We start from the raw sequence: 21,279 nt of genomic DNA, 5'->3' as shown, positions 1-21,279 counted from the left end.
GTCCTACTTCGCTGGATCGAGAACAACCACCGCTCGTTATTGTCTCTATAGTCTGTATCCAAAAGCCCCATCGACGATGGGTTTGCCATGATCCTTGTGTCATGATGATCCGACCGCAGGTAAGCCGCTCAAATCCCCTATATGAATAGATCTTCCGCGTTAATCCTCGCCTTTGCCCTGCTCCAGGGTTGCCAGACGTTGGCCCCGGGCGCCCGCGATGCCGCGCCACCGGCCGATGACGCCGCGCCGACCGTCGAGGCCAAGCCCACGGTGTACGGCTCGTTCAGCCAGGACACCGTGTACAGCCTGCTGAGCGCAGAACTTGCCGGGCAGCGCAACCGCTTCGACATCGCGCTGGACAACTACGTCAGCCAGGCCATCAGCACCCAGGATGCGGGCATCTCCGAGCGGGCCTTTCGCATCGCCGAGTACCTGGGCGCCGACCAGGCAGCCCTCGACACCGCGCTGATCTGGGCCAGGAACGCCCCCGACAGCCTCGACGCACAGCGCGCCGCCGCCATTCAGCTGGCACGCAGCGGGCGCTATGACGATTCGATGGTGTACATGGAAAAGGTCCTGCAGGGCCAGGGCGACACGCATTTCGATTTTCTCGCACTGTCGGCGGCCGAAACCGACCAGGACACCCGCGACGGTCTGCAGAAAAGTTTCGACCGGTTGCTGGTGAAGTATCCCGACAACAGCCAGCTGGTGTTCGGCAAGGCCCTGCTGCTGCAGCAGGACGGCAAGTCACAGGCGGCGCTGACGCTGCTCGAAGACCACCCGCCAGCCGACGATGAAATCGCCCCCATCCTGCTGCGCGCACGCCTGCTGCAAAGCATGGAGCGCGGCCCCGAGGCCCTGCCACTGCTGCGCAAGGCCATCGCCCGCTACCCGGACGACAAGCGCCTGCGCCTGACCTACGCACGCATGCTGGTGGAACAGGACCGCGTGGATGACGCCAAGGTCGAGTTCGCCAGCCTGCTGCAGCAGTACCCCGAGGACGACGAACTGCGCTATTCGCTGGCACTGGTGAGCCTCGAAGCCAAGGCGTTCGACGAAGCCACCGGCTACCTGCAGGAACTGATCGAGCGCGACAGCCATGTGGATGCCGCGCACCTCAACCTGGGCCGCATCCTTGAAGAGCGCAACGATACCGAGGGCGCCCTGGCCGAATACGCCCAGGTGGGCCCGGGCAACGACTACCTGCCCGCGCAACTGCGCCAGGCCGACATCCTGATTGCCAACGGCCGTACCGATGAGGCCGGCCGCCGCCTGGCCGAGGCCCGCGAAGCGCAGCCCGACTACGGCATCCAGCTGTACCTGATCGAAGCCGAGACCCTTGGCAACAATGGCAAGGACACCCAGGCCCTGCAGCTGCTGCAACGGGCCATCAAGCAGTACCCCGACGACCTGAGCCTGCTGTATACCCGCGCCATGCTTGCCGAAAAGCGCGACGACCTGGCCCAGATGGAAAAGGACCTGCGCAGCATCATCCAGCGTGAGCCGGAAAACGCCATGGCCCTCAACGCCCTGGGCTACACCCTGGCCGACCGCACCACGCGCTACGCCGAGGCCAAGGGCCTGATCGAAAAAGCCCTGCAGATCAACCCTGAAGACCCCGCCGTGCTCGACAGCCTGGGCTGGGTCAACTACCGCCTGGGCAATCTGGATGAAGCCGAGCGCCTGCTGCGCCAGGCACTGGAGCGCTTCCCCGACCACGAGGTCGCCGCGCACCTGGGTGAAGTGCTGTGGGCCAACGGCAAACGCCGCGAGGCCCGCCAGGTCTGGGCCAAGGCCTTCGAAGGCCAGCCCGAAAGCCCTATTCTGCGCAAGACCGTCTTGCGCCTGACCGGATCCGAGACTTTATAAGCTTATGTTCTTGCGCCATTGCATCACCTTCACCCTGATCGCCGTGCTTGCCGGCTGTACCAGCTTCGGCTCCCGCGAGGCCCTGCAGGGCCAGGGCAGCCCGCAGCTGTGGCGTGAACACAAGCAGCAGCTCAGCACCCTGGACGGCTGGCAGATCAACGGCAAGGTCGGTATCCGCGCGCCGAAGGATTCGGGCAGCGGCACCCTGTTCTGGCTGCAACGCCAGGACTACTACGACATTCGCCTGTCCGGCCCGCTGGGGCGTGGCGCGGCGCGGCTCACCGGCCGCCCGGGCCAGGTGGTGCTGGAGGTGGCCAATCAGGGCCGTTTCGAGGCGCAGAACCCCGAAAGCCTGCTGGCCGAGCAACTGGGCTGGGAGCTGCCGGTGTCGCACCTGGTGTGGTGGGTGCGCGGCCTGCCCGCACCCGACAGCAAAAGCCAGCTGACCCTGGACGGCAACAGCCGCCTGGCCGCCCTCAAGCAGGACGGCTGGAGCGTCGAGTACCTGAGCTACACCGAGCAGAACGGCTACTGGCTGCCAGAGCGCCTCAAGCTGCACGGCCAGAACATCGACGTGACCGTGGTGGTCAAGGACTGGCAACCTCGCCAACTGGGGCACTGACATGCGCGCACTGACCCTCCCGGCCCCGGCCAAGCTCAACCTCATGCTGCACATTCTCGGACGCCGCCCCGACGGCTATCACGAGCTGCAGACGCTGTTCCAGTTTCTCGACTACGCCGACGAACTGAGCTTCGAGTGCCGTGACGACGGCCAGGTCCACCTGCGCAGCGACCTGAAGGACGTGCCGCACGAGAGCAACCTGATCGTACGTGCGGCGCGCAAACTGCAGCAGCTGACCGGCTGCACGCAGGGAGTGGACATCCACCTGAAGAAAATCCTGCCCATGGGCGGCGGCATCGGCGGCGGCAGTTCGGATGCCGCCACCACCCTGCTGGGCCTGAACCACCTCTGGCAACTGGGTTGCAGCGAGGATCAACTGGCTGAACTGGGCCTGAGCCTGGGCGCCGACGTACCGGTTTTCGTGCGTGGCCACGCGGCATTTGCCGAAGGTGTGGGCGAAAAGCTCACCCCTGTCGACCCCGAAGAACCCTGGTATGTCGTGCTGGTCCCGCAAGTATTTGTAAGTACAGCAGAAATTTTTTCGCATCCGTTGTTGACACGTGATTCTTTGCCACTTAAGATGCGCCCCGTTCCCAAGGGAAACAGTCGTAATGACTGCCAACCGGTAGTAGAGCAGAGTTACCCAGAAGTACGTAACTCACTGAATTTGCTTGGCAAATTCACTGATGCTAGGCTAACCGGAACTGGAAGTTGTGTGTTTGGGGCCTTCCCAAGCAAAGCTGAAGCTGATAAAGTTTTGGCCCTTCTTGCAGATACCCAATCAGGGTTTGTAGCAAAGGGAAGCAACGTTTCGATGTTGCATCGCACACTACAGAGCCTGCTCTAGGAATCGAGTACCAGGTACTCGCAGCAACAGATACAGGGGCGTCGCCAAGCGGTAAGGCAGCAGGTTTTGATCCTGCCATGCGTTGGTTCGAATCCAGCCGCCCCTGCCATTTTCCTATACTCATCCAGGTATACCCTCAGCCTTCAGGTACTGCGCGTGTCCAAGATGATGGTCTTTACGGGGAACGCTAACCCCGATCTGGCTCGGCGTGTCGTACGTCAGCTGCATATCCCTCTCGGTGACGTCTCTGTCGGCAAGTTTTCCGACGGCGAAATCAGCACTGAGATCAATGAAAATGTCCGCGGTAAAGACGTCTTCATTATTCAGCCGACTTGCGCGCCAACCAACGATAACCTGATGGAACTGGTAGTGATGGCCGATGCCTTCCGCCGCTCCTCAGCGTCTCGAATCACTGCCGTGATTCCTTACTTCGGATATGCCCGCCAGGATCGCCGTCCGCGTTCGGCGCGTGTTGCCATCAGTGCCAAAGTGGTCGCTGACATGCTCACCGTCGTCGGGATCGACCGTGTTCTCACGGTCGACCTGCATGCTGACCAGATCCAGGGGTTCTTCGATATTCCGGTAGATAACATCTACGGCTCCCCCGTTCTGGTGGATGACATCGAAGACCAGCGTTTCGAGAACCTCATGATCGTGTCCCCGGACATCGGTGGCGTCGTGCGTGCACGTGCCGTCGCCAAGTCCCTGGGCGTTGATCTGGGTATCATCGACAAACGCCGCGAGAAAGCCAATCACTCCGAAGTGATGCATATCATCGGCGACGTCGAAGGACGTACGTGTATTCTCGTCGACGACATGGTCGACACCGCCGGCACCCTGTGCCACGCGGCCAAGGCCCTGAAAGAACACGGTGCAGCAAAGGTCTACGCCTATTGCACGCACCCTGTGCTGTCGGGTCGGGCGATCGAGAATATCGAAAACTCCGTGCTGGACGCACTGGTGGTGACCAACACCATCCCGCTGTCCGCTGCAGCACAAGCCTGTGACCGTATCCGTCAACTGGATATTGCACCGGTCGTGGCCGAAGCGGTTCGCCGCATCAGCAACGAAGAATCGATCAGCGCGATGTTCCGCTGAGGGCACCGCCCTCGCGACACCACGTTGACGTAAAGCGCCCCGCCCCAACACCTGTTGTTGGGGCGGGGCTTTTTTGCCCTCCCGGGTTTGGCGCTGGTCGCAAACGCCTGCCGGGTCTGGCTATTTTGGAGATACAAAATGACTGATTTCACTCTGAACGCCCAAGCGCGTACCGACCTGGGGAAAGGTGCGAGCCGCCGCCTGCGTCGTCTCGCCGCCCAAGTCCCTGCCGTTGTCTACGGTGGCGACAAAGAGCCAGCTTCCATCACCATGCTGGCTAAAGAAGTGGCCAAGCTGTTCGAAAACGAAGCTGCCTTCAGCCACGTTATCGAGCTGAACATCGACGGCAAGAAAGAAAACGTCGTTGTCAAAGCCATGCAGCGTCACCCTGCCAAGCAGTTCATCATGCACGCTGACTTCGTGCGCGTTGTTGCTGGCCAGAAGCTGACCGCCATCGTTCCTGTGCACTTCGTCAACGAAGAAGCAGCGGTCAAGAAAGGTGGCGAAATCTCGCACACCCTGAACGAGATCGAAGTGTCCTGCGAAGCCAAAGACCTGCCTGAGTTCATCGAAGTCGACCTGGCCAACGCCGAAGTCGGCACCATCGTTCACCTGTCGGACCTCAAGGCTCCGAAAGGCGTCGAGTTCGTCGCTCTGGCCCACGGTGATGACAAGGCTGTTGCAAACGTTCACGCTCCGCGTGTTGCGCCTGAAGCAGAAGGCGCTGCCGAGTAATCCACTCGACACGCCGGCGTTGACCGGGCCACCGCACGCTTAGCGCGGTGGCCCACAGCACCAAGGAAGAGCCCCTGACGTGACCGCCATCCAACTGATCGTCGGCCTGGGAAACCCCGGCCCCGAATACGAACAGACCCGGCATAACGCAGGGGCTCTTTTCGTGGAACGCATTGCCAGCGCACAGCGCGTCAACCTGACCGCTGATCGCAAGTATTTCGGCTTGACGGCTAAATTCAGCCATCAGGGCCAAGACGTTCGTCTGCTGATCCCCACCACCTACATGAACCGTAGCGGCCAATCGGTCGCGGCCCTGGCGAATTTTTTCCGAATCGAGCCAGACGCCATCCTGGTGGCCCACGACGAACTCGACCTGCCTCCCGGCGTTGCCAAGCTCAAGAAAGGCGGCGGCCATGGCGGGCACAACGGCTTGCGCGACATCATTGCGCAGCTGGGCAACAACAAAGACTTTCACCGTCTGCGGCTTGGCATCGGCCACCCGGGTGACAGCAGCAAGGTATCCGGCTTTGTCCTGGGCAAGGCGCCCCGCGCCGAACAGGACAAGCTCGACGCCAGTATCGATTTTGCCCTCGGCGTGCTGCCGGACATCCTCGCCGGCGATTGGACGCGTGCGATGAGAGCGCTGCACAGCCAAAAGGCCTGACTCCACGAAGAGGGATTCACCATGGGTTTCAATTGCGGCATCGTCGGCCTGCCCAACGTCGGCAAGTCCACCCTGTTCAACGCCCTGACCAAGTCGGGTATCGCGGCAGAGAACTTCCCGTTCTGCACCATCGAGCCGAACAGCGGTATCGTGCCGATGCCCGACCCGCGCCTGGCGGCCCTGGCAGCCATCGTCAACCCCAAGCGCATCCTGCCGACCACCATGGAATTCGTGGACATCGCGGGCCTGGTGGCCGGTGCCTCCAAAGGTGAAGGCCTGGGCAACAAGTTCCTGGCCAACATCCGAGAAACCGATGCCATCGCCCACGTGGTCCGCTGCTTCGAAGACGAGAACGTGATCCACGTCTCCAACAGCGTCGACCCCAAGCGCGACATCGAGATCATCGACCTGGAGCTGATTTTCGCCGACCTCGACAGCTGCGAGAAGCAGCTGCAGAAAGTCGCGCGCAACGCCAAGGGTGGTGACAAGGACGCCGTCGTGCAGAAGGGCCTGCTCGAGCAACTGATCGCTCACTTCACCGAAGGCAAGCCTGCGCGCAGCCTGATGAAGAACATGAGCACCGACGAGAAGGTCGTGATCCGTGGCTTCCACCTGCTGACCACCAAGCCGGTCATGTACATTGCCAACGTTGCCGAAGACGGCTTCGAGAACAACCCGCTGCTGGACGTGGTCAAGGCCATTGCCGAAGAAGAAGGCGCGGTCGTGGTACCGGTGTGCAACAAGATCGAAGCCGAGATCGCCGAGCTCGATGACGGCGAAGAGAAGGACATGTTCCTCGAGGCCCTGGGCCTGGAAGAGCCCGGCCTGAACCGCGTGATCCGCGCCGGTTACGAGATGCTGCACCTGCAGACCTACTTCACCGCCGGTGTCGAGGAAGTGCGTGCCTGGACCGTCCGCGTCGGCGCTACCGCGCCACAGGCGGCAGGCGTGATCCACACCGACTTCGAGAAAGGCTTCATCCGCGCCGAAGTGATCGCCTACGACGACTTCATCCAGTTCAAGGGTGAAAGCGGCGCCAAGGAAGCTGGCAAATGGCGCCTGGAAGGCAAGGACTACATCGTCAAGGACGGTGACGTGATGCACTTCCGCTTCAACGTCTGATCGGCCGGCCGCCCTGCGGCACTCACGGCTGCAAACACAACCCCGTCCTCACCCCGTGAGACGGGGTTTTGTGTTTCTGGCGTTCAGCGTCACCCGCGACCACCGGGCTGCCCAAGGTTGCGAGCCCCGCCATCAGCGCCTAGGGTACTAGCGACGTATAGCCTGCGCTGACGCGCTGCCCGTTGCGAGGTGACGACATGCCCAACCCCTCCAACCCCGCCGTGCTCGCCCTGATCGGCAACACCCCGATGGTCACGGTGAGCCGCTTCGATACCGGCCCCTGCACGCTGTTGCTCAAGCTCGAATCGCAGAACCCTGGCGGCTCGATCAAGGACCGCATCGGCCTGGCCATGATCGATGCTGCCGAGCGCGACGGGCGCCTGCGCCCCGGCGGCACCATCGTCGAGGCCACCGCCGGCAACACCGGCCTGGGCCTGGCACTGGTAGGCCGCGCCAAGGGCTATCGCGTGGTGCTGGTAGTACCCGACAAGATGTCCACCGAGAAAGTGCTGCACCTCAAGGCCATGGGCGCCGAAGTGCACATTACCCGTTCGGATGTCGGCAAGGGCCACCCCGAGTACTACCAGGACGTGGCCGCACGCCTGGCGCAGGACATACCCGACGCCTTCTTCGCCGACCAGTTCAACAACCCCGCCAACCCGCTGGCCCACGAATGCAGCACCGCCCCGGAGATCTGGGCCCAGACCCAGCACGACCTGGACGCCATCGTGGTCGGGGTCGGCTCGGCCGGCACCCTCACCGGCCTCACGCGTTTCTTCAAGCGCGTGCAGCCAGACCTTGAGATCGTGCTGGCCGACCCGGTCGGCTCGGTGATGGCCGAGTACAGCCGCAGCGGCACCCTGATCACGCCAGGCGCATGGGCGGTGGAAGGCATCGGCGAAGATTTCATCCCCTCGATTGCCGACCTGTCCAGCGTGCGCCAGGCCTACTCCATCAGCGACGAAGAGAGCTTCGACCACGCCCGCCAGCTGCTGCGCGCCGAGGGCATCCTCGGTGGCTCGTCCACCGGCACCCTGCTGGCAGCGGCGCTGCGCTACTGCCGCGCACAGACCGAGCCCAAGCGCGTGGTCAGCTTTGTCTGCGACACCGGTACGCGCTACCTGTCCAAGGTCTACAACGACCAGTGGATGAACGACCAGGGCCTGCTGCAACGCACCCGCTACGGTGACCTGCGCGACCTGGTGGCACGGCGCTTCGAAGACGGCCGGGTGATCAGCGTGCGCCCGGACGACACCTTGCTCACCGCGTTCCAGCGCATGCGCCTGGCCGACGTGTCGCAGTTGCCTGTACTGGTGGACGGCCAGCGCCTGGTCGGCGTGATCGACGAGTCCGACATCCTGCTGGGCATGCACGAAGACCCCTCGCACTTTTCCCTGAGCGTCGCCAGCGCGATGACCGGCCAGCTCGAAACCCTGGCGCCCACCGCCAGCCTGGCTGAACTGCAGGCGGAACTGGACCGCGGGCTGGTGGCGATCATCGCCGACGCCACCGGCTTTCACGGGCTGATTACCCGTGTAGATCTGCTCAACCACTTGCGCAAGGCACTGCCATGACCCAGCACGACAAGACTGCTTTTGCCACCCGCGTGATCCACGCCGGTCAATCGCCCGACCCTTCGACCGGCGCGCTGATGCCGCCGATCTACGCCAACTCCACCTACCTGCAGCAGAGCCCCGGCGTGCACAAGGGCCTGGACTACGGGCGCTCGCACAACCCCACGCGCTGGGCACTGGAGCGCTGCGTGGCAGACCTTGAGGGCGGCACCCAGGCGTTCGCCTTCGCCTCGGGGCTGGCAGCGATCTCGGCGGTGCTCGAACTGCTCGACGCCGGGGCCCATGTGGTCTCGGGCAACGACCTGTATGGCGGTACCTTTCGCCTGTTCGAGCGGGTACGCCGGCGCAGTGCCGGGCATCGCTTCAGCTTCGTCGACCTGTCGGACCTGGCAGCCTTCGAAGCGGCGCTCGAAGGCGACACGCGCATGGTCTGCGTGGAGACGCCGAGCAACCCGCTGCTACGCCTCAGCGACCTGGCCGGCATTGCCCGCCTGTGCCGCGCACGCGGCATCCTGTGCGTGGCCGACAACACCTTCGCCAGCCCGTGGATCCAGCGCCCGCTGGAACTGGGCTTCGACCTCGTGGTGCACTCAAGCACCAAATACCTCAATGGGCATTCGGACGTGATCGGCGGTATTGCCGTGGTCGGCGCCAACCCGGACCTGGCCGAACGCCTGGGTTTCATCCAGAACGCCGTCGGTGCCATCGCCGGCCCGTTCGATGCCTTCCTCACCCTGCGCGGGGTCAAGACCCTGGCCCTGCGCATGGAGCGCCATTGCAGCAATGCCCTGGCGCTGGCGCGATGGCTGCAGGCGCAGCCACAGGTGGCGCGGGTCTACTACCCCGGCCTGCCCTCGCACCCGCAGCATGCGCTGGCAAAACAGCAGATGCACGGCTTCGGCGGGATGATCTCGGTCGAACTCAAGGGCAACCTGGACAGCACCCGACGCTTTCTGGAACAGGTGCAACTGTTCGCCCTGGCCGAGAGCCTGGGCGGCGTCGAAAGCCTGATCGAGCACCCGGCCATCATGACCCACGCCACCATCCCGGCCCACACCCGTGCCGAGCTGGGCATCAGCGACACGCTGGTGCGCCTGTCGGTGGGCGTGGAAGACGTCGACGACCTGCGCGCAGACCTGGCCCAGGCGCTGGCGCAGATCTGAACCCATTGCTCAGCGCACGTAACGCTGCCCCAGCACCTGCAGCAGGCGATCGTCGGCACCGGCGGCACCGATCACCTGCAGCCCCACCGGCATGCCCCGCACCAGCCCCGCCGGCAGGCTGATGGCGGGCAGGCCGGTGAGGTTCCAGGCGCTGGTATGGCTGAGCACCGCTGCACGTACGTCGATGCGCTGCTCACCCACCTGCACCTCGCGCGCATCCACCGGCGTCGCCACAATCGGCACGCTGGCCGACACCAGGAAGTCATAGCGCTCGAACAGCCGCGCCAGCGCCGCCTTGAGCCGGGCCTGGCTGGCCTGGGCCCGGATGTACTGCCAGCCCCTGACCTCACGCGACAACTCCAGGCGCTCGCGTACCTCCTGCTCGAACAACTGCGGCGCCGCCTGCATGCGCTCGGCGTGCACGTCGTACGCCTCGGCGCGTTGCAGGGTCAGCAAGGTGTCCTTGAGTTCCGCCACCAGCGGCGCCAGCTCGGCAGTGGGCTCCAGTGCATCGCCAAACAGCTGCTGCGCGGCCTGGTAGACCTGCCCTTGAACCTCGGCGTCCAGCGGCCCGAAGGCACCTGGCTCGATCCAGCCCACCCGCAACGGCCGGCTCAGGGTGGCCGGTGCACAGGTACGCGCGGCCACTACTTCGAACAGCACCCGGGCATCGTCGATGTGGTTGGCGATCGGGCCCACGTGGTCAAGGCTCGATGACAACGGGAACACCCCTTCCAGCGGCACGGCAGCGAACGACGGCTTGAAGCCGACCGCACCGCACAACGCCGTGGGAATGCGGATCGAGCCACCGGTGTCGGTGCCAAGTGCCAACGGCACCATGCCGCTGGCCACCGCCGCCGCACTGCCGGCGCTCGAGCCGCCGGTGATGCAGCGCGCATCCCACGGGTTGCGGGCCGCGCCCTGCAGCGAGCGATCGCCGGTGGGGCCATAGGCGAACTCGTGGGTCAGCGTCTTGCCCACGATCACCGCGCCGGCCTCGCGTAGGCGCTGCACGCACAGCGCATCGCGGGCCGGCCGAAAGCCTTCGAAATGCGCCGAACCGTAGGTGGTCACGTGGTCGAAGGTGTCGATGTTGTCCTTGATCGCTACCGGTATGCCATGCAGCGGGCCCAGGTCCAGGCCCTGGGCGAACAGCGCGTCGGCCTTGCGCGCCTGCGCCAGCGCCACCGGCGCATCGACGTGGACGAAGGCGTTCAAGGCCGGGTTGAGCCGCTCGATGCTGTCCAGGGCAGCCTCGGTCAGCGCGACACAGGTCACGCTGCCGGCGCGCAGGCGCTCGGCCAGCATGGCGATCGAAAGGCCGAGAAAGTATCCGGCGTGGGAAGGCTTGGCCTGGTTCATACAGACAACTCCATCAAACCGCAGCAGGTGAAGAGGAAGGGCACGCGGCAACCTGGCGGCTGCCCGGACGCACCATCAGCATCGCGCTCATGCCCAGTGCCGTGGCCACTGCCGCCGCCACGAACATCGACGAGTAGCCGTAGCGCACGGTCAGGTAGCCGGTGAGCATCGGCGCGATGAACGAGGCCGTGTTGGCGATGAAGTGGGTCATGCCGCTGTAGGCGCCGACGCGGTTGGACGGTGCGGTGTCGATCACCACGGCCCAGTAGACCGAGTTGGGCAGCGCGTTGAGCGCGTTGGCCAGGGTCATCAGGGCGATCACGCCCCACACCGTCTGCGCCTGCGACACCAGCATGAAGCACAGCGTGGTCAGCAGCAGACAGGTCGCGGCCAGCCAGCTGCGCGCTACCTTGAGGTTGCCGGTGCGGCGCAGCAGCAGGTCGGAGATCTTGCCGCCCAGCAGCACCGTGAAGCAGGCGCCGGTCCACGGGATCATGCCCATGTACCACAGCGACGACAGGTTGTAGTGGAACTCGTCCTGCAGGTACTTGGGGGTCCAGGTCAGCAGCAGGAAGGTCACATACACGAACGAGAAGTAGCCGACCGCGTTGAGCAGCAGGTCCTTGTTCTTGAAGAAGTGCCAGATCGGCGCGGCGCTGGTGGTCGGGGTGGTGGCGCTGGCGGCAGCGGCACGTTCCTGACGCAGGTACTCGCGCTCGGCCTTGGACACCCGCGGGTTTTCGTCCGGGGTGTTGGTGAAGCGCGTCATGAAGAAGATCAGCAGTGCCAGGCTGACCACACCCAGTACCACGAACATGCTGCGCCAGTCGCCGGTCAGGGTTTGCAGGCCCACGGCCACCGGGGCGGTGAGCAAGGCGCCCAGCGGCGTGCTGAGCAGGCCGACCGACACCACGAAGCCGCGCTCCCTGGGCGTGGCCCAGTTGGCCACGCTCTTGTTGATCACCGAGTAGGCCGGGCCTTCGGCAAAGCCGAACAGCACACGGATGGTGGCGAAGCCGGCCATGGCCGAGCCGCCCATGAACGCCAGGCCCAGGTCACCGGCAAACGCGGTGGCAATCTCGAAGATCGACCAGGTGGCGCCGGCGATCAGCCAGATGCGCTTGGCGCCGAAGCGGTCGGCCAGGATGCCGCCGATCAGTGCACCGAGGATGTAGCCGTAGCCGAAATAGCCCAGGACGTTGCCCCAGTCTGCCTTGTCGAAACCGTACTCCGGGAGAATGCTCGCCGAGGCGTATGAAATCGCGCCACGGTCGATGTAGTTGAGCAGCGCCATCAGCATGATCAGGAAGAAAATCTGGTAGCGGAAACGCGGAATAGCTGGGCTGTTCATAGGTATCTGACTCTTCAAATGATGGCAGAAGTCAAAAAGTCGGCCGCGTCCGGCGTATTTTTATTGTGTTACCCAAACGTTTGGGTTGAGCGAATGTAGCCACGCAAAAAGTTTTAGTCAATCGTTTGGGTAAAGGTTTGTTTCAGAGGCTGTGCATCGATTGGGGTAGAATTGCGCGCTGAATCACGCCATGCCTGGAAGCCGCTCACACATGCCCAATTCATCTCGCCCCGCCACCCTCAAGTCCATGGCGACAGCACTCGGGGTACACGTTTCGACGGTGTCGCGGGTCCTCAATGGTGACCCGGCCGGGGTCGAGCGGGCGGCGTCTGCCGAGGTGGTGGCGCGCATTCGCGCGTTGGCCAAAGAGCTCGATTATCGGCCGAACACGCAGGCATCCAACCTGAAACTGCGTAAAAGTCAGGAGATCTGCGTGCTGATGCCACGCCTCACGGACCTTGTGATGGCGACCATCTACGACAGCATCGACAGCGCTGCCGAGCAGGCCGGCTACCTCACCTTCGTGTCCAATACCGACGACCAGCAACCGCGCCAGCTGGCGCGTGCCGAACACGCGCTGCGCCGCTCGGTGGCGGGCCTGATCGTGGGTGACTCGCATGTGGGCGAGCAGCAGCCGTTGCTTGAGCTGCTGGCGCGCAAACACATTCCCTACGTGCTGGTCAGCCGGCAGATTGCCGGGCACCTGACGGCGGGCAGCAACGACGAACTGGGCGGCTGGCTGGCGGCCGAGCACCTGTACCAGTCGGGTTGGCGCGATGTGGCGATCCTGGCCGGTGAGCGGCATGCGTCCACCGGTGCCGACCGTACCCGCGGGTTTACCCGGTACTACCGCGAACAGGGCATCACGTTGCGCCCGCAATGGACGCTCAATGGTCCGTTCGACAGCCGTACGGGCCACCAGCAGGGTGAATACCTGCTGGGGCTGAGCCCGCGACCGCAGGCGTTTTTTGCGGTCAACGACTTCCTGGCGATCGGCCTGATGGGGCGCGGCGCGCGACAGGGGGCTGGTGCCGGGCAAGGACATTGCGGTGGTCGGGTTCAACGACACGCCGCTGGCCAATGAGCTGATCGTGCCGCTGACCAGCGTGCGCCTGCCACTGGCCGAGATGGGGTGCCATGCAGTGGCGTTGCTGCTCAAGCGCATCAAGGGCGAGCCGGCGGAGTCGATCATTCTGGCGCCGCAGTTGCAGGTGCGGGCGAGTTCGGGGCAGTTGCAGGCGGCTGGCTGAAGACCGGGTTGAATGCTTCGCTGGCAAGCCAACTCCCACAGGGGCAGCATGGCTCTCAGGGTTGGCGCCCTGCCTGTGGGAGCTGGCTTGCCAGCGAAGGGCCGCCCACATAGAATGCGAACGATTCACAATCACTCCTCCCGCGCAGGCCTCGATCGACGATGCACACCAGCGACACGCTCCCCCCGTCCGAGGTCGACCTGCTCTACCGTACCCACAACTCCTGGCTCAACACCTGGTTGCGCCGCCGTGTGGGCTGCCACGCCCACGCCGCAGACCTGGCCCAGGACACCTTCGTGCGCCTGCTCAAGGCCCGCCACGTGCACCCGCTCAAAGCGCCGCGCGCCTACCTCAGCAGCATCGCCCGCGGCCTGATGATCGATCATTTCCGCCGCCGCGCCCTGGAGCAGGCCTACCTCGAAAGCCTGGCTCACCTGCCACCCGCCGAGGTGCCCAGCGAGGAACAGCGCTGGATGATCCTCGACACCCTGGAACGCCTCGACCACCTGCTGGCGCAACTCAAGCCACGGGTGCGCCAGGTGTTCCTGCACGCGCAGTTGGACGCCATGAGCTGCCCCAGGATCGCCGAGCACCTGGGCATTTCGCGGGCCACCGTGGAACGCGACCTGGCCAAGGCCATGGGCGTCTGCTACCGCTTGCGCCATGCCCAGGCCTGACGCCCCACTGGGCCAGGCCCACGTCGACCAGGCCATCGAATGGCTGGTGCAACTGCGTTACAACACGCCCAGCGCCCAGGCTGAACAACGCTTCCAGCACTGGCTCGAACGCCATCCGCACAACGCCCTGGCATGGGCCCAGGTGCAGGCCATGAGCGATGAGTTCAGCGCCCTGCCCCGCGACCTCAGCCGCCGCACCCTGGACGGCGCGCAGCGGCGCAGCCTGAGCCGGCGCGACAGCCTCAAGCTGCTGGGCATCCTCGGCGCAGCCGGCACCCTGGGCTGGGTCGGTCGCGATCAGCTCGGCCTGCCTTCGCTGCTGGCCGACAGGCACACCGCCACCGGCGAGCGGCGCAGCTACCACACCGCCGACGGCAGCCTGATACAACTCAACACCGCCAGCGCCATCGACCTGCGGTTCGACACTGACCTGCGCAGCCTGAGCCTGATCCAGGGCGAGGTGGCCATCACCACCGGCAACGACCCGCGCCCCCTGCGCGTCACCACCCGTGACGGCATGCTGCAGGCACGCAACTCGCGCCTGCTGGTGCGTGAGCGCAGCGACGGTACGTTCCTGGCGGTGCGCGAGGGCAACGTGACCCTGTCTGCCGGCAACGGCACCGAACTGCGCATCGCCCACCCCGGCGAGCAACTGCTGCTGCGCGCCAACGGGCACATCAGCCCGGCGCTCGGCCATGTCGACCCGTGGGGCTGGAGCGAAGGCGTACTGAGCGTGCAGCAGATGCCGCTGGGCGAGTTCATCGTCGAACTGTCGCGCTACCGCCCAGGCGTGCTGCGCTGCGCCGATGACGTGGCCGGGCTCAAGGTGTTCGGCACCTATCAGCTGGCCGACACCGACCAGATCCTGGCGCTGATCGCCCAGGCGTTGCCAGTGCGCATCGACTACCGCACGCGCTACTGGGTGAGCGTTTCAGCGGTCTGAAAAAACCTGAAAAATAAATGAGGTGGTTTCTCATTCCTGTTCGGCCTGTAGGGATAAAGGCGACACAGCCTGCCATTCCCCAACAGGAGCCCCGAATGATCTGCCCAAGCGTTGCTCGACCCTCTCCCCTGCCGCAGGCCGTGCGCGGCGCACTGTTGGGCCTTGCCCTGGCCACTGTGAGCGTGCCGATGCACGCGGCCGCGGACCAGATTGCCACCACACAGCCGACGCAGCGCTGGAACATCGCCGCCGGGCCGTTGGCGGCAGCGCTCGAACAGATGGCACGTCAGGGCGGGCTGAACCTGTCGTATGACGCCGCCAGCCTGCACGGCAAGACCACCCACGGCGTGTCGGGCAGCTACGCCAGTGCCCAGGCCCTCGCGCTGCTGCTGCAGGGCAGCGGCGTGCAGGTGCAGCAGACAGCCGACAACAGCTTCCTGCTGGTGCCTGCGGTGGACAGCGGCGATGCCCTGGAGCTGGGCGCCACCAGCATCTCCAGCGACCGCCTGGGTGAAACCACCGAAAACACCGGCTCGTACACCACCGGTGCGGTGACCATCGGCAAGATGCCCCAGACCCTGCGCCACACCCCGCAATCGGTGTCGGTGCTGAGCCGCCAGCGCCTCGACGACCAGAACATCACCAACCTCACCACGATGATGGAGCAGACCCCGGGCGTGGTGGTCGACTACGTCGACAGCGAGCGCGTGACCTACTACTCGCGCGGCTACCAGATCGATGCCATCCAGTACGACGGCGCGACCGTGGTGCAGGGCAGCGGCGGTGGCGCGTTCATCCAGAGCGATGCGGCCATCATCGACCGCGCCGAAATCCTGCGCGGCGCCACCGGCATGCTGCGCGGCGCCGGCAACCCGTCGGGCACGGTGAACCTGGTGCGCAAGCGCCCGACCCGCGACTTCCAGGCCTCGGCCAGCGTCACCGCCGGCTCCTGGGACGCGCAACGCTATGTGGCCGACCTGTCCGGCCCGCTCACCGACAATGGCGCGATCCGTGGCCGCATGATTGCCGTGCATGACGACAAGGACTTTTTCCAGGACAGCCGCATGGAGCGCAAGAACGTGTTCTACGGTGCGCTGGCCGCCGACCTGGGCGAGCGCACCACGCTCACCGGCGGCATCGAATACACCGAACTCCAAGCCACCGGCTCCTGGGGCGGCCTGCCTGCCGACTTCGATGGCTCGCCGCTCAAGCTGTCGCGCAGCACCTACCTGGGCGCCGACTGGAACCGCTGGAACCGCAGCAACCTGCAGACCTTCGCCGAGCTGGAGCATGTGTTCGACAACGACTGGACGCTCAAGGTGTCGGGCACGCGCACGCACTTTCGCCTGGACGACCATGGCTTCAAGCAGACCTACTTCACCCGCGCCAGCACCACCAACCCGTACCTGATGAACTACCAGGTGACCGAGGGCGATGGCGGCGAAAGCGAGCAGACCAACCTCAGTGCCACCCTCAACGGCCCGTTCGACCTGCTCGGCCGCGAGCATGAACTGATGGTGGGCGTGGAGCGCATTCGCAATGACTCGATCGCCTCGGCCACCCACTTCACCCCCTCCGGCGTTTTCGACATTCGCGACTGGGACCCGAAGACCAGCCTGCCCGAACCCTCGATCGACATCACGGCCAGCCCGCTGCTGACCCGTACTACCCAGCAGGCAGCGCACGCCACCTGGCGCATCTCGCTGGCCGATCCGCTGACGGCGATCATCGGCGCGCGCATCAACTGGTACGACTACGAGCAGGAAAACAACGTCAAGACGTCAGGCAAGTACAGCGTCGACCAGGAGATCGTGCCATATGCCGCGCTGATCTATGACCTGAACAGGAACTTCAGCCTGTACGGCAGCTACACCGAGATCTTCAACCCGCAAAGCGCCACCGACAGCGCCAATTCAGTGCTCGACCCGGTGACCGGCGAAGCTTACGAGATGGGCCTCAAGGGCGAGTTCTACGACGGCAGGCTCAACACCTCGCTGGCGCTGTTTCGCATCTACCAGGTCGGCAACGCCCTGGACGACCCGACCAGCCCCGATCCGTGCCTGCCCAACTACACCAGCGGCTACTGCAAGGTCGCCGCCGGCAAGAACCGCAGCGAAGGCTTCGAACTGGAAGTGAGCGGGGAAGTGCTGCCGGGCTGGCAGGTCTCGGGTGGCTACACCTACACCACCACCGAGTACCTCAAGGACACCGCGAGCCGAACCGGCGAGGTGATCCGCTCCACCGACCCCAAGCGCCAGCTCAAGCTGTTCACCCGCTACCGCCTGCCGGGCGAGTACGACGCCTGGACCGTGGGTGGCGGGGTCAGCGCGCAGAGCGACATCTACTCGCGCAGCGGCGCTGCCGAGGCGTCGCAAAGTGGCTACGCGGTGTACAACGCCCTGCTCGGCTACCGCGTGAATCAGCACTACTCGCTGCAGCTCAACGCCAACAACATCTTCGACAAGCACTACTACAAGAAGGTCGGCGCCACCTCGACCGGCTACTACTACGGCGACCCGCGCAACGTCTCGCTGACCCTGCGCGGCAGCTTCTGAGGCCTGCCCGCTACTGCGCCGTGCGCGCCGCATAGGCCCTGCGGCGCGAGCCGCGGGCAAAGCACACGAACAGCGCCGCCATCGCCGCCAGCGCCATCGGCAGGCCATGCGGCGCCACGCCCATGGCCGCGCCGCTGACCAGCGGCCCCACCAGGCTGCCCACGCCCCACAACAGGCCGACGCTGGCGTTGGCCGTGACCAGATCCTGGCCCTTGAACTGCTGCCCGATCAGCACCAGCGCCAGCGTATACACCCCGCCCGCCACCGCGCCCAGCACCACCAGCGCCGGCCACAACAGCCACTGCACCTGGATCAGCCACGGCAGCGCCAGGCCGATCAGCATCGCCACCACGCCGCACACCAGGTGCAGGGTGGTGCGCTCGCAGCGGTCGGCCAGCCAGCCCAGCGGCAACTGGAACAGCATGTCGCCGGTAAGAATCACCGTGACCATCAATGCGGCCACGCCCACGGCGTAGGCATGGTTGGTGGCATAGACGGGGAACAGCGAAAGCACCACCGCATCGAAAAACGAGAAGAACAGCACGCCCATGCACAGGGCCGGGGCCACGCGCAGGAAGCCGCCCAGCGAAAAGCGCTTGTCGCCCTCCTCGCCATGCTCGACGTAGTCGTTGGGCACCGTCCACACGATCGACACCAGCGCCAGCGCATAGCACAGGCTGACCAGGATGATCACCCATGGGCTGTGCGCGCCGAGCACCGCCAGCAGGGTCGGGCCGAGCATCTGGCAGCCGGTGAACGCAGTGGCGTACAACGCCATGACCTTGCCACGGTTGTGCTCCTCGCTCAGTTCGTTGACCCAGGACTCGCCGAGGATGATCGCGACGCCCATGCCCACGCCCATGCCCAGGCGCAGCAGGCCCAGCAGCCAGGTGGCCTCGAACGCCCAGTCGATCAGCCCGACGCTCAGCGCACACAGGCCAAAGCTCAGCAGGTAGATGGTGCGCCGGGTGAGGTGGCGACAGCAGGCGTCCACCAGGAACGCCGAGAGCATCATCCCGGCTGCGGGGGCGGCCGACAGGACGCCGATGTGCAGGGTGCTGGCGCCGGCATCGAGCAGGCGCAGGGATACCAGTGGCAGGGTTGCGCCCAGGCTCAACCCGACAATCGAAACGGCGAACAGAAGGCCCGCCAGCAAACGCGTGTTCATCTTCAAACTCCAAACCCGCCGGCGCGCGAACGCGCGCAGGCATCCACATGACTGTGCTTTGAAAACCGCTGTCAGTTCAGGCGCGGGGGGGCGAAAAGGTGAAGGCGAACAGCACGCTGCGCCGACGCTTGAGCACCGTGTCGCACGGCCAGTCGCACAGCACGGCCTGGACAACCGGCGGCTTTGCTGCGCGAGGACGGGAGAAACGGTTCATGGGGCGGCTACAGGAGAAAGGAAGGCGGGCACTCTAGGTGAAGGCCGGGCCAGGCGTCAATTGCGCCGTGCTAACCTCGCACCACCATGGAAGAGGGTTTGCGCATGTCCGAGCATCACCAGTTCATTTTCCCCCGCTACCGGCATGTTCAGGCGCCGGACTGGAAAGGCCTCGAACACCGTCTGCTGAGCCAGGGCTTGCTGGAACCTGCGCCGGCGCAGGCGCTGGATGAAACCGGGGACAGCGAGGGTTGCCTGTGGACAAGCCCGCTGTACCGGCCAAGCCATGAACTGTTTCGCCTGGTGGAGGTCGAGCCGGACGAGGAACAGGTGCTGGTACTGTTCGAATTCGCCCGCGGCAGCCCGTTCGTGTGCATCGGTGAGAACTTCGCGGGCCCCTGCCTGCCAGGGCAACGGCAAGACGACCAGACGCCGGATGAGGCGTTGATGGAATTCATCGGTGACGCCATCGACCTGCCGACCACCACGTGGTCGGGCGCCGACGGGGTGGACTATCACCTGATGGAGCTGGACTTCGATTTCAGCTTTGGCGTGGGCGAGCAGGTGCTGCGCACCGACCGCCTGGACCGCGCCCAGACCGAGCGCCTGGCCGCGTTGATCGGCGACCTGTGCGGGCAGCACATGAGTTGTGCGCACCGCCACCGCTAGGCCCAAGGGGTCAAGGCCGTCTAGCGCTTGCGCGTGGACGGCAACAGAATCGCCAGCAGGCCGAACAGCGGCAGGAACGAGCACAGCGTGTACACGTACTCGATGCCGTGGATATCCGCCAGATACCCCAGCAACGCCGCGCCGATGCCGCCGAAGCCGAACATCAGGCCGAAGAAGATCCCCGCGATCATGCCCACGTTGCCCGGCACCAGCTCCTGCGCGTACACCACGATGGCCGAGAACGCCGAGGCCAGGATGAAGCCGATGACCACGCTCAGCACGCTGGTCCAGAACAGGTCGGCATACGGCAGCATCAGGGTGAACGGTGCCACCCCGAGAATCGAGAACCAGATCACCGCCTTGCGCCCGATGCGGTCGCCGATCGGCCCGCCGAAGAAGGTGCCGGCCGCCACTGCGCCCAGGAACAGGAACAGGTACAACTGCGAACTGGCCACCGACAGGTCGAACTTCTCGATCAGGTAGAAGGTGTAGTAGCTGGTCAGGCTGGCCATGTAGAAGTACTTGGAAAACACCAGCAGGCCCAGCACCACCAGCGCGCCGATCACCCGCCCGCGGGTCAGGCCGTGGGTGGCGGTCTGGCCGGCCTTGGCCTTGAACAGGTTGAGGTGCTCGCGGTACCAGCGGCTCAGGCCGTAGGTCACCCCGACCGCGAACAGCGCGAACAGGCCGAACCACACCACGTTGCCCTGGCCGAACGGAATGATGATGGCCGCCGCCAGCAGCGGGCCGAAGGCGGAACCGGCGTTGCCGCCGACCTGGAAGCTCGACTGCGCCAGCCCGTAGCGCCCGCCCGAGGCCAGGCGCGCGATGCGCGAGGTTTCCGGGTGAAAGGTCGAGGAGCCGATGCCCACCAGCGCCGCGGCCAGCAGGATCATCGGGAAGCTGCCGACGAAGGCCAGCATCACAATGCCCACCAGGGTGCACAGCGTACCCAGCGGCAGCAGGTTCGGCATGGGCTTGCGGTCCGTGTAGAAACCGACGGCCGGTTGCAGCAGCGAGGCGGTGATCTGGAAGGTCAGGGTAATCAGCCCGACCTGGGTGAAGCTCAGCCCGTAATTGGTCTTGAGCAACGGATAGATCGATGGCAACACGGCCTGGATCAGGTCATTGATCAAGTGCGCCAGCGCACAGGCGGCGATGATGCGCATCACCAGCGGGCTGCTCTGGCTGGCAGCGGTCGCGGCGGCGGGCGTACTTGACGGGGCAGAACTCAAGGCCATGGGAAAAACGTCCATCGGGAGAGTGGGATCCAATTATCCAGAATTCGTTAGCAAGCGCACTATTCTTTTCCGCCGCAAGGCTACTTGTTAATAGTTCTCAGTAACGTTAGTCTGCGGCGCGGCCCTTCGCTGGCAAGCCAGCTCCCACAGGTTGTG

At 65.0% G+C, this 21,279-nt stretch carries 18 protein-coding genes, 1 tRNA gene and 1 pseudogene; 15 read left to right on the top strand and 5 right to left on the bottom strand.

Annotated features, from left to right (window positions below; translation table 11 throughout):
- Nucleotides 1-141: 141 nt before the first annotated feature.
- The 10 genes from KUO17_RS10825 to KUO17_RS10780 all read left to right on the top strand — a co-directional run bounded on the left by KUO17_RS10825 (nucleotide 142) and on the right by KUO17_RS10780 (nucleotide 9,694).
- Nucleotides 142-1,869: a tetratricopeptide repeat protein gene (locus KUO17_RS10825; RefSeq protein ID WP_217975559.1), complete on the top strand. Its 1,728-nt coding sequence runs from the start codon at nucleotides 142-144 to the stop codon at nucleotides 1,867-1,869.
- A gap of 4 nt (nucleotides 1,870-1,873) precedes the next feature.
- A complete protein-coding gene (gene lolB, locus KUO17_RS10820) occupies nucleotides 1,874-2,491 on the top strand; it encodes a lipoprotein insertase outer membrane protein LolB (protein ID WP_217975558.1) in 618 nt (205 codons plus the stop codon).
- 1 nt (nucleotide 2,492) lies between these two features.
- Nucleotides 2,493-3,338, top strand: a complete 846-nt coding sequence (gene ispE, locus KUO17_RS10815; RefSeq protein WP_217975557.1) for a 4-(cytidine 5'-diphospho)-2-C-methyl-D-erythritol kinase — start codon at nucleotides 2,493-2,495, stop codon at nucleotides 3,336-3,338.
- 34 nt (nucleotides 3,339-3,372) lie between these two features.
- Nucleotides 3,373-3,447: transfer RNA gene (locus tag KUO17_RS10810), tRNA-Gln, on the top strand.
- A gap of 47 nt (nucleotides 3,448-3,494) precedes the next feature.
- The gene (locus tag KUO17_RS10805) at nucleotides 3,495-4,436 is read left to right on the top strand and encodes a ribose-phosphate pyrophosphokinase (RefSeq protein ID WP_010225730.1); all 942 of its coding nucleotides are present in this window, start codon (nucleotides 3,495-3,497) and stop codon (nucleotides 4,434-4,436) included.
- Nucleotides 4,437-4,574: 138 nt separating this feature from the next.
- A complete protein-coding gene (locus KUO17_RS10800; protein ID WP_217975556.1) occupies nucleotides 4,575-5,171 on the top strand; it encodes a 50S ribosomal protein L25/general stress protein Ctc in 597 nt (198 codons plus the stop codon).
- Nucleotides 5,172-5,250: 79 nt separating this feature from the next.
- A complete protein-coding gene (gene pth / locus KUO17_RS10795; protein WP_217975555.1) occupies nucleotides 5,251-5,835 on the top strand; it encodes an aminoacyl-tRNA hydrolase in 585 nt (194 codons plus the stop codon).
- A gap of 21 nt (nucleotides 5,836-5,856) precedes the next feature.
- Nucleotides 5,857-6,957: a redox-regulated ATPase YchF gene (gene ychF, locus KUO17_RS10790; RefSeq protein ID WP_217975554.1), complete on the top strand. Its 1,101-nt coding sequence runs from the start codon at nucleotides 5,857-5,859 to the stop codon at nucleotides 6,955-6,957.
- Nucleotides 6,958-7,154: 197 nt separating this feature from the next.
- Nucleotides 7,155-8,531, top strand: coding sequence for a pyridoxal-phosphate dependent enzyme (locus KUO17_RS10785; protein ID WP_217975553.1), 1,377 nt, complete (start codon nucleotides 7,155-7,157; stop codon nucleotides 8,529-8,531).
- Nucleotides 8,528-9,694: a trans-sulfuration enzyme family protein gene (locus KUO17_RS10780; protein ID WP_217975552.1), complete on the top strand. Its 1,167-nt coding sequence runs from the start codon at nucleotides 8,528-8,530 to the stop codon at nucleotides 9,692-9,694. Before KUO17_RS10785 ends, KUO17_RS10780 begins: the two co-directional genes overlap by 4 nt.
- A gap of 9 nt (nucleotides 9,695-9,703) precedes the next feature.
- On the opposite strand, the gene KUO17_RS10775 is transcribed toward KUO17_RS10780, so the two are convergent.
- Both KUO17_RS10775 and KUO17_RS10770 read right to left on the bottom strand, forming a co-directional pair.
- Nucleotides 9,704-11,056 carry an amidase gene (locus KUO17_RS10775; protein ID WP_217975551.1) on the bottom strand — a complete coding sequence of 451 codons (1,353 nt, stop codon included), beginning with the start codon at nucleotides 11,054-11,056 and terminating at the stop codon, nucleotides 9,704-9,706.
- A gap of 13 nt (nucleotides 11,057-11,069) precedes the next feature.
- On the bottom strand, nucleotides 11,070-12,407 hold the full coding sequence (locus KUO17_RS10770; RefSeq protein ID WP_217975550.1) for an MFS transporter: 1,338 nt from the start codon (nucleotides 12,405-12,407) through the stop codon (nucleotides 11,070-11,072).
- A gap of 211 nt (nucleotides 12,408-12,618) precedes the next feature.
- On the opposite strand from KUO17_RS10770, the pseudogene KUO17_RS10765 reads away from it, so the two are divergent.
- The 4 genes and pseudogenes from KUO17_RS10765 to KUO17_RS10750 all read left to right on the top strand — a co-directional run bounded on the left by KUO17_RS10765 (nucleotide 12,619) and on the right by KUO17_RS10750 (nucleotide 17,832).
- Nucleotides 12,619-13,657 (top strand): annotated as a pseudogene (locus KUO17_RS10765) (LacI family DNA-binding transcriptional regulator).
- A gap of 161 nt (nucleotides 13,658-13,818) precedes the next feature.
- Nucleotides 13,819-14,334 (top strand): sigma-70 family RNA polymerase sigma factor, encoded by a 516-nt coding sequence (locus tag KUO17_RS10760; protein WP_217975549.1) that lies wholly within the window; start codon nucleotides 13,819-13,821, stop codon nucleotides 14,332-14,334.
- Complete coding sequence (locus tag KUO17_RS10755; protein ID WP_217975548.1) at nucleotides 14,321-15,277, top strand: FecR domain-containing protein; 957 nt, start codon at nucleotides 14,321-14,323, stop codon at nucleotides 15,275-15,277. The genes KUO17_RS10760 and KUO17_RS10755 overlap by 14 nt, the downstream gene beginning before the upstream one ends.
- A 95-nt stretch (nucleotides 15,278-15,372) precedes the next feature.
- Complete coding sequence (locus tag KUO17_RS10750) at nucleotides 15,373-17,832, top strand: TonB-dependent siderophore receptor (RefSeq protein ID WP_217975547.1); 2,460 nt, start codon at nucleotides 15,373-15,375, stop codon at nucleotides 17,830-17,832.
- 10 nt (nucleotides 17,833-17,842) lie between these two features.
- Here the strand turns inward: KUO17_RS10750 and KUO17_RS10745 are convergent, their stop codons facing one another.
- Nucleotides 17,843-19,000, bottom strand: a complete 1,158-nt coding sequence (locus KUO17_RS10745; protein WP_217975546.1) for an MFS transporter — start codon at nucleotides 18,998-19,000, stop codon at nucleotides 17,843-17,845.
- 76 nt (nucleotides 19,001-19,076) lie between these two features.
- Complete coding sequence (locus tag KUO17_RS10740) at nucleotides 19,077-19,214, bottom strand: hypothetical protein (protein WP_178116559.1); 138 nt, start codon at nucleotides 19,212-19,214, stop codon at nucleotides 19,077-19,079.
- 104 nt (nucleotides 19,215-19,318) lie between these two features.
- Here KUO17_RS10740 and KUO17_RS10735 point away from each other — a divergent pair, with 104 nt between their 5' ends.
- On the top strand, nucleotides 19,319-19,882 hold the full coding sequence (locus tag KUO17_RS10735; protein ID WP_217975545.1) for a hypothetical protein: 564 nt from the start codon (nucleotides 19,319-19,321) through the stop codon (nucleotides 19,880-19,882).
- A gap of 20 nt (nucleotides 19,883-19,902) precedes the next feature.
- On the opposite strand, the gene KUO17_RS10730 is transcribed toward KUO17_RS10735, so the two are convergent.
- Nucleotides 19,903-21,123, bottom strand: a complete 1,221-nt coding sequence (locus KUO17_RS10730; protein WP_217975544.1) for an MFS transporter — start codon at nucleotides 21,121-21,123, stop codon at nucleotides 19,903-19,905.
- Between the last annotated feature and the right edge of the window lie 156 nt (nucleotides 21,124-21,279).

The sequence above is a fragment of the Pseudomonas aegrilactucae genome (assembly GCF_019168305.1).
GTDB lineage: Bacteria > Pseudomonadota > Gammaproteobacteria > Pseudomonadales > Pseudomonadaceae > Aquipseudomonas > Aquipseudomonas aegrilactucae.
This window is presented reverse-complemented; position numbering and strand designations above follow the sequence as displayed.

Bases quoted from the DNA above. Each gene is read 5' to 3' on its own strand.
- KUO17_RS10745 (WP_217975546.1), bottom strand. From the start codon at position 19,000: ATGAACACGCGTTTGCTGGCGGGCCTTCTGTTCGCCGTTTCGATTGTC.
- KUO17_RS10785 (WP_217975553.1), top strand. From the start codon at position 7,155: ATGCCCAACCCCTCCAACCCCGCCGTGCTCGCCCTGATCGGCAACACC.
- ispE (WP_217975557.1), top strand. From the start codon at position 2,493: ATGCGCGCACTGACCCTCCCGGCCCCGGCCAAGCTCAACCTCATGCTG.
- KUO17_RS10825 (WP_217975559.1), top strand. From the start codon at position 142: ATGAATAGATCTTCCGCGTTAATCCTCGCCTTTGCCCTGCTCCAGGGT.
- KUO17_RS10770 (WP_217975550.1), bottom strand. From the start codon at position 12,407: ATGAACAGCCCAGCTATTCCGCGTTTCCGCTACCAGATTTTCTTCCTG.
- KUO17_RS10730 (WP_217975544.1), bottom strand. From the start codon at position 21,123: ATGGCCTTGAGTTCTGCCCCGTCAAGTACGCCCGCCGCCGCGACCGCT.
- KUO17_RS10750 (WP_217975547.1), top strand. From the start codon at position 15,373: ATGATCTGCCCAAGCGTTGCTCGACCCTCTCCCCTGCCGCAGGCCGTG.
- KUO17_RS10755 (WP_217975548.1), top strand. From the start codon at position 14,321: ATGCCCAGGCCTGACGCCCCACTGGGCCAGGCCCACGTCGACCAGGCC.
- KUO17_RS10735 (WP_217975545.1), top strand. From the start codon at position 19,319: ATGTCCGAGCATCACCAGTTCATTTTCCCCCGCTACCGGCATGTTCAG.
- KUO17_RS10740 (WP_178116559.1), bottom strand. From the start codon at position 19,214: ATGAACCGTTTCTCCCGTCCTCGCGCAGCAAAGCCGCCGGTTGTCCAG.
- KUO17_RS10800 (WP_217975556.1), top strand. From the start codon at position 4,575: ATGACTGATTTCACTCTGAACGCCCAAGCGCGTACCGACCTGGGGAAA.
- KUO17_RS10775 (WP_217975551.1), bottom strand. From the start codon at position 11,056: ATGAACCAGGCCAAGCCTTCCCACGCCGGATACTTTCTCGGCCTTTCG.
- KUO17_RS10760 (WP_217975549.1), top strand. From the start codon at position 13,819: ATGCACACCAGCGACACGCTCCCCCCGTCCGAGGTCGACCTGCTCTAC.
- KUO17_RS10780 (WP_217975552.1), top strand. From the start codon at position 8,528: ATGACCCAGCACGACAAGACTGCTTTTGCCACCCGCGTGATCCACGCC.
- ychF (WP_217975554.1), top strand. From the start codon at position 5,857: ATGGGTTTCAATTGCGGCATCGTCGGCCTGCCCAACGTCGGCAAGTCC.
- lolB (WP_217975558.1), top strand. From the start codon at position 1,874: ATGTTCTTGCGCCATTGCATCACCTTCACCCTGATCGCCGTGCTTGCC.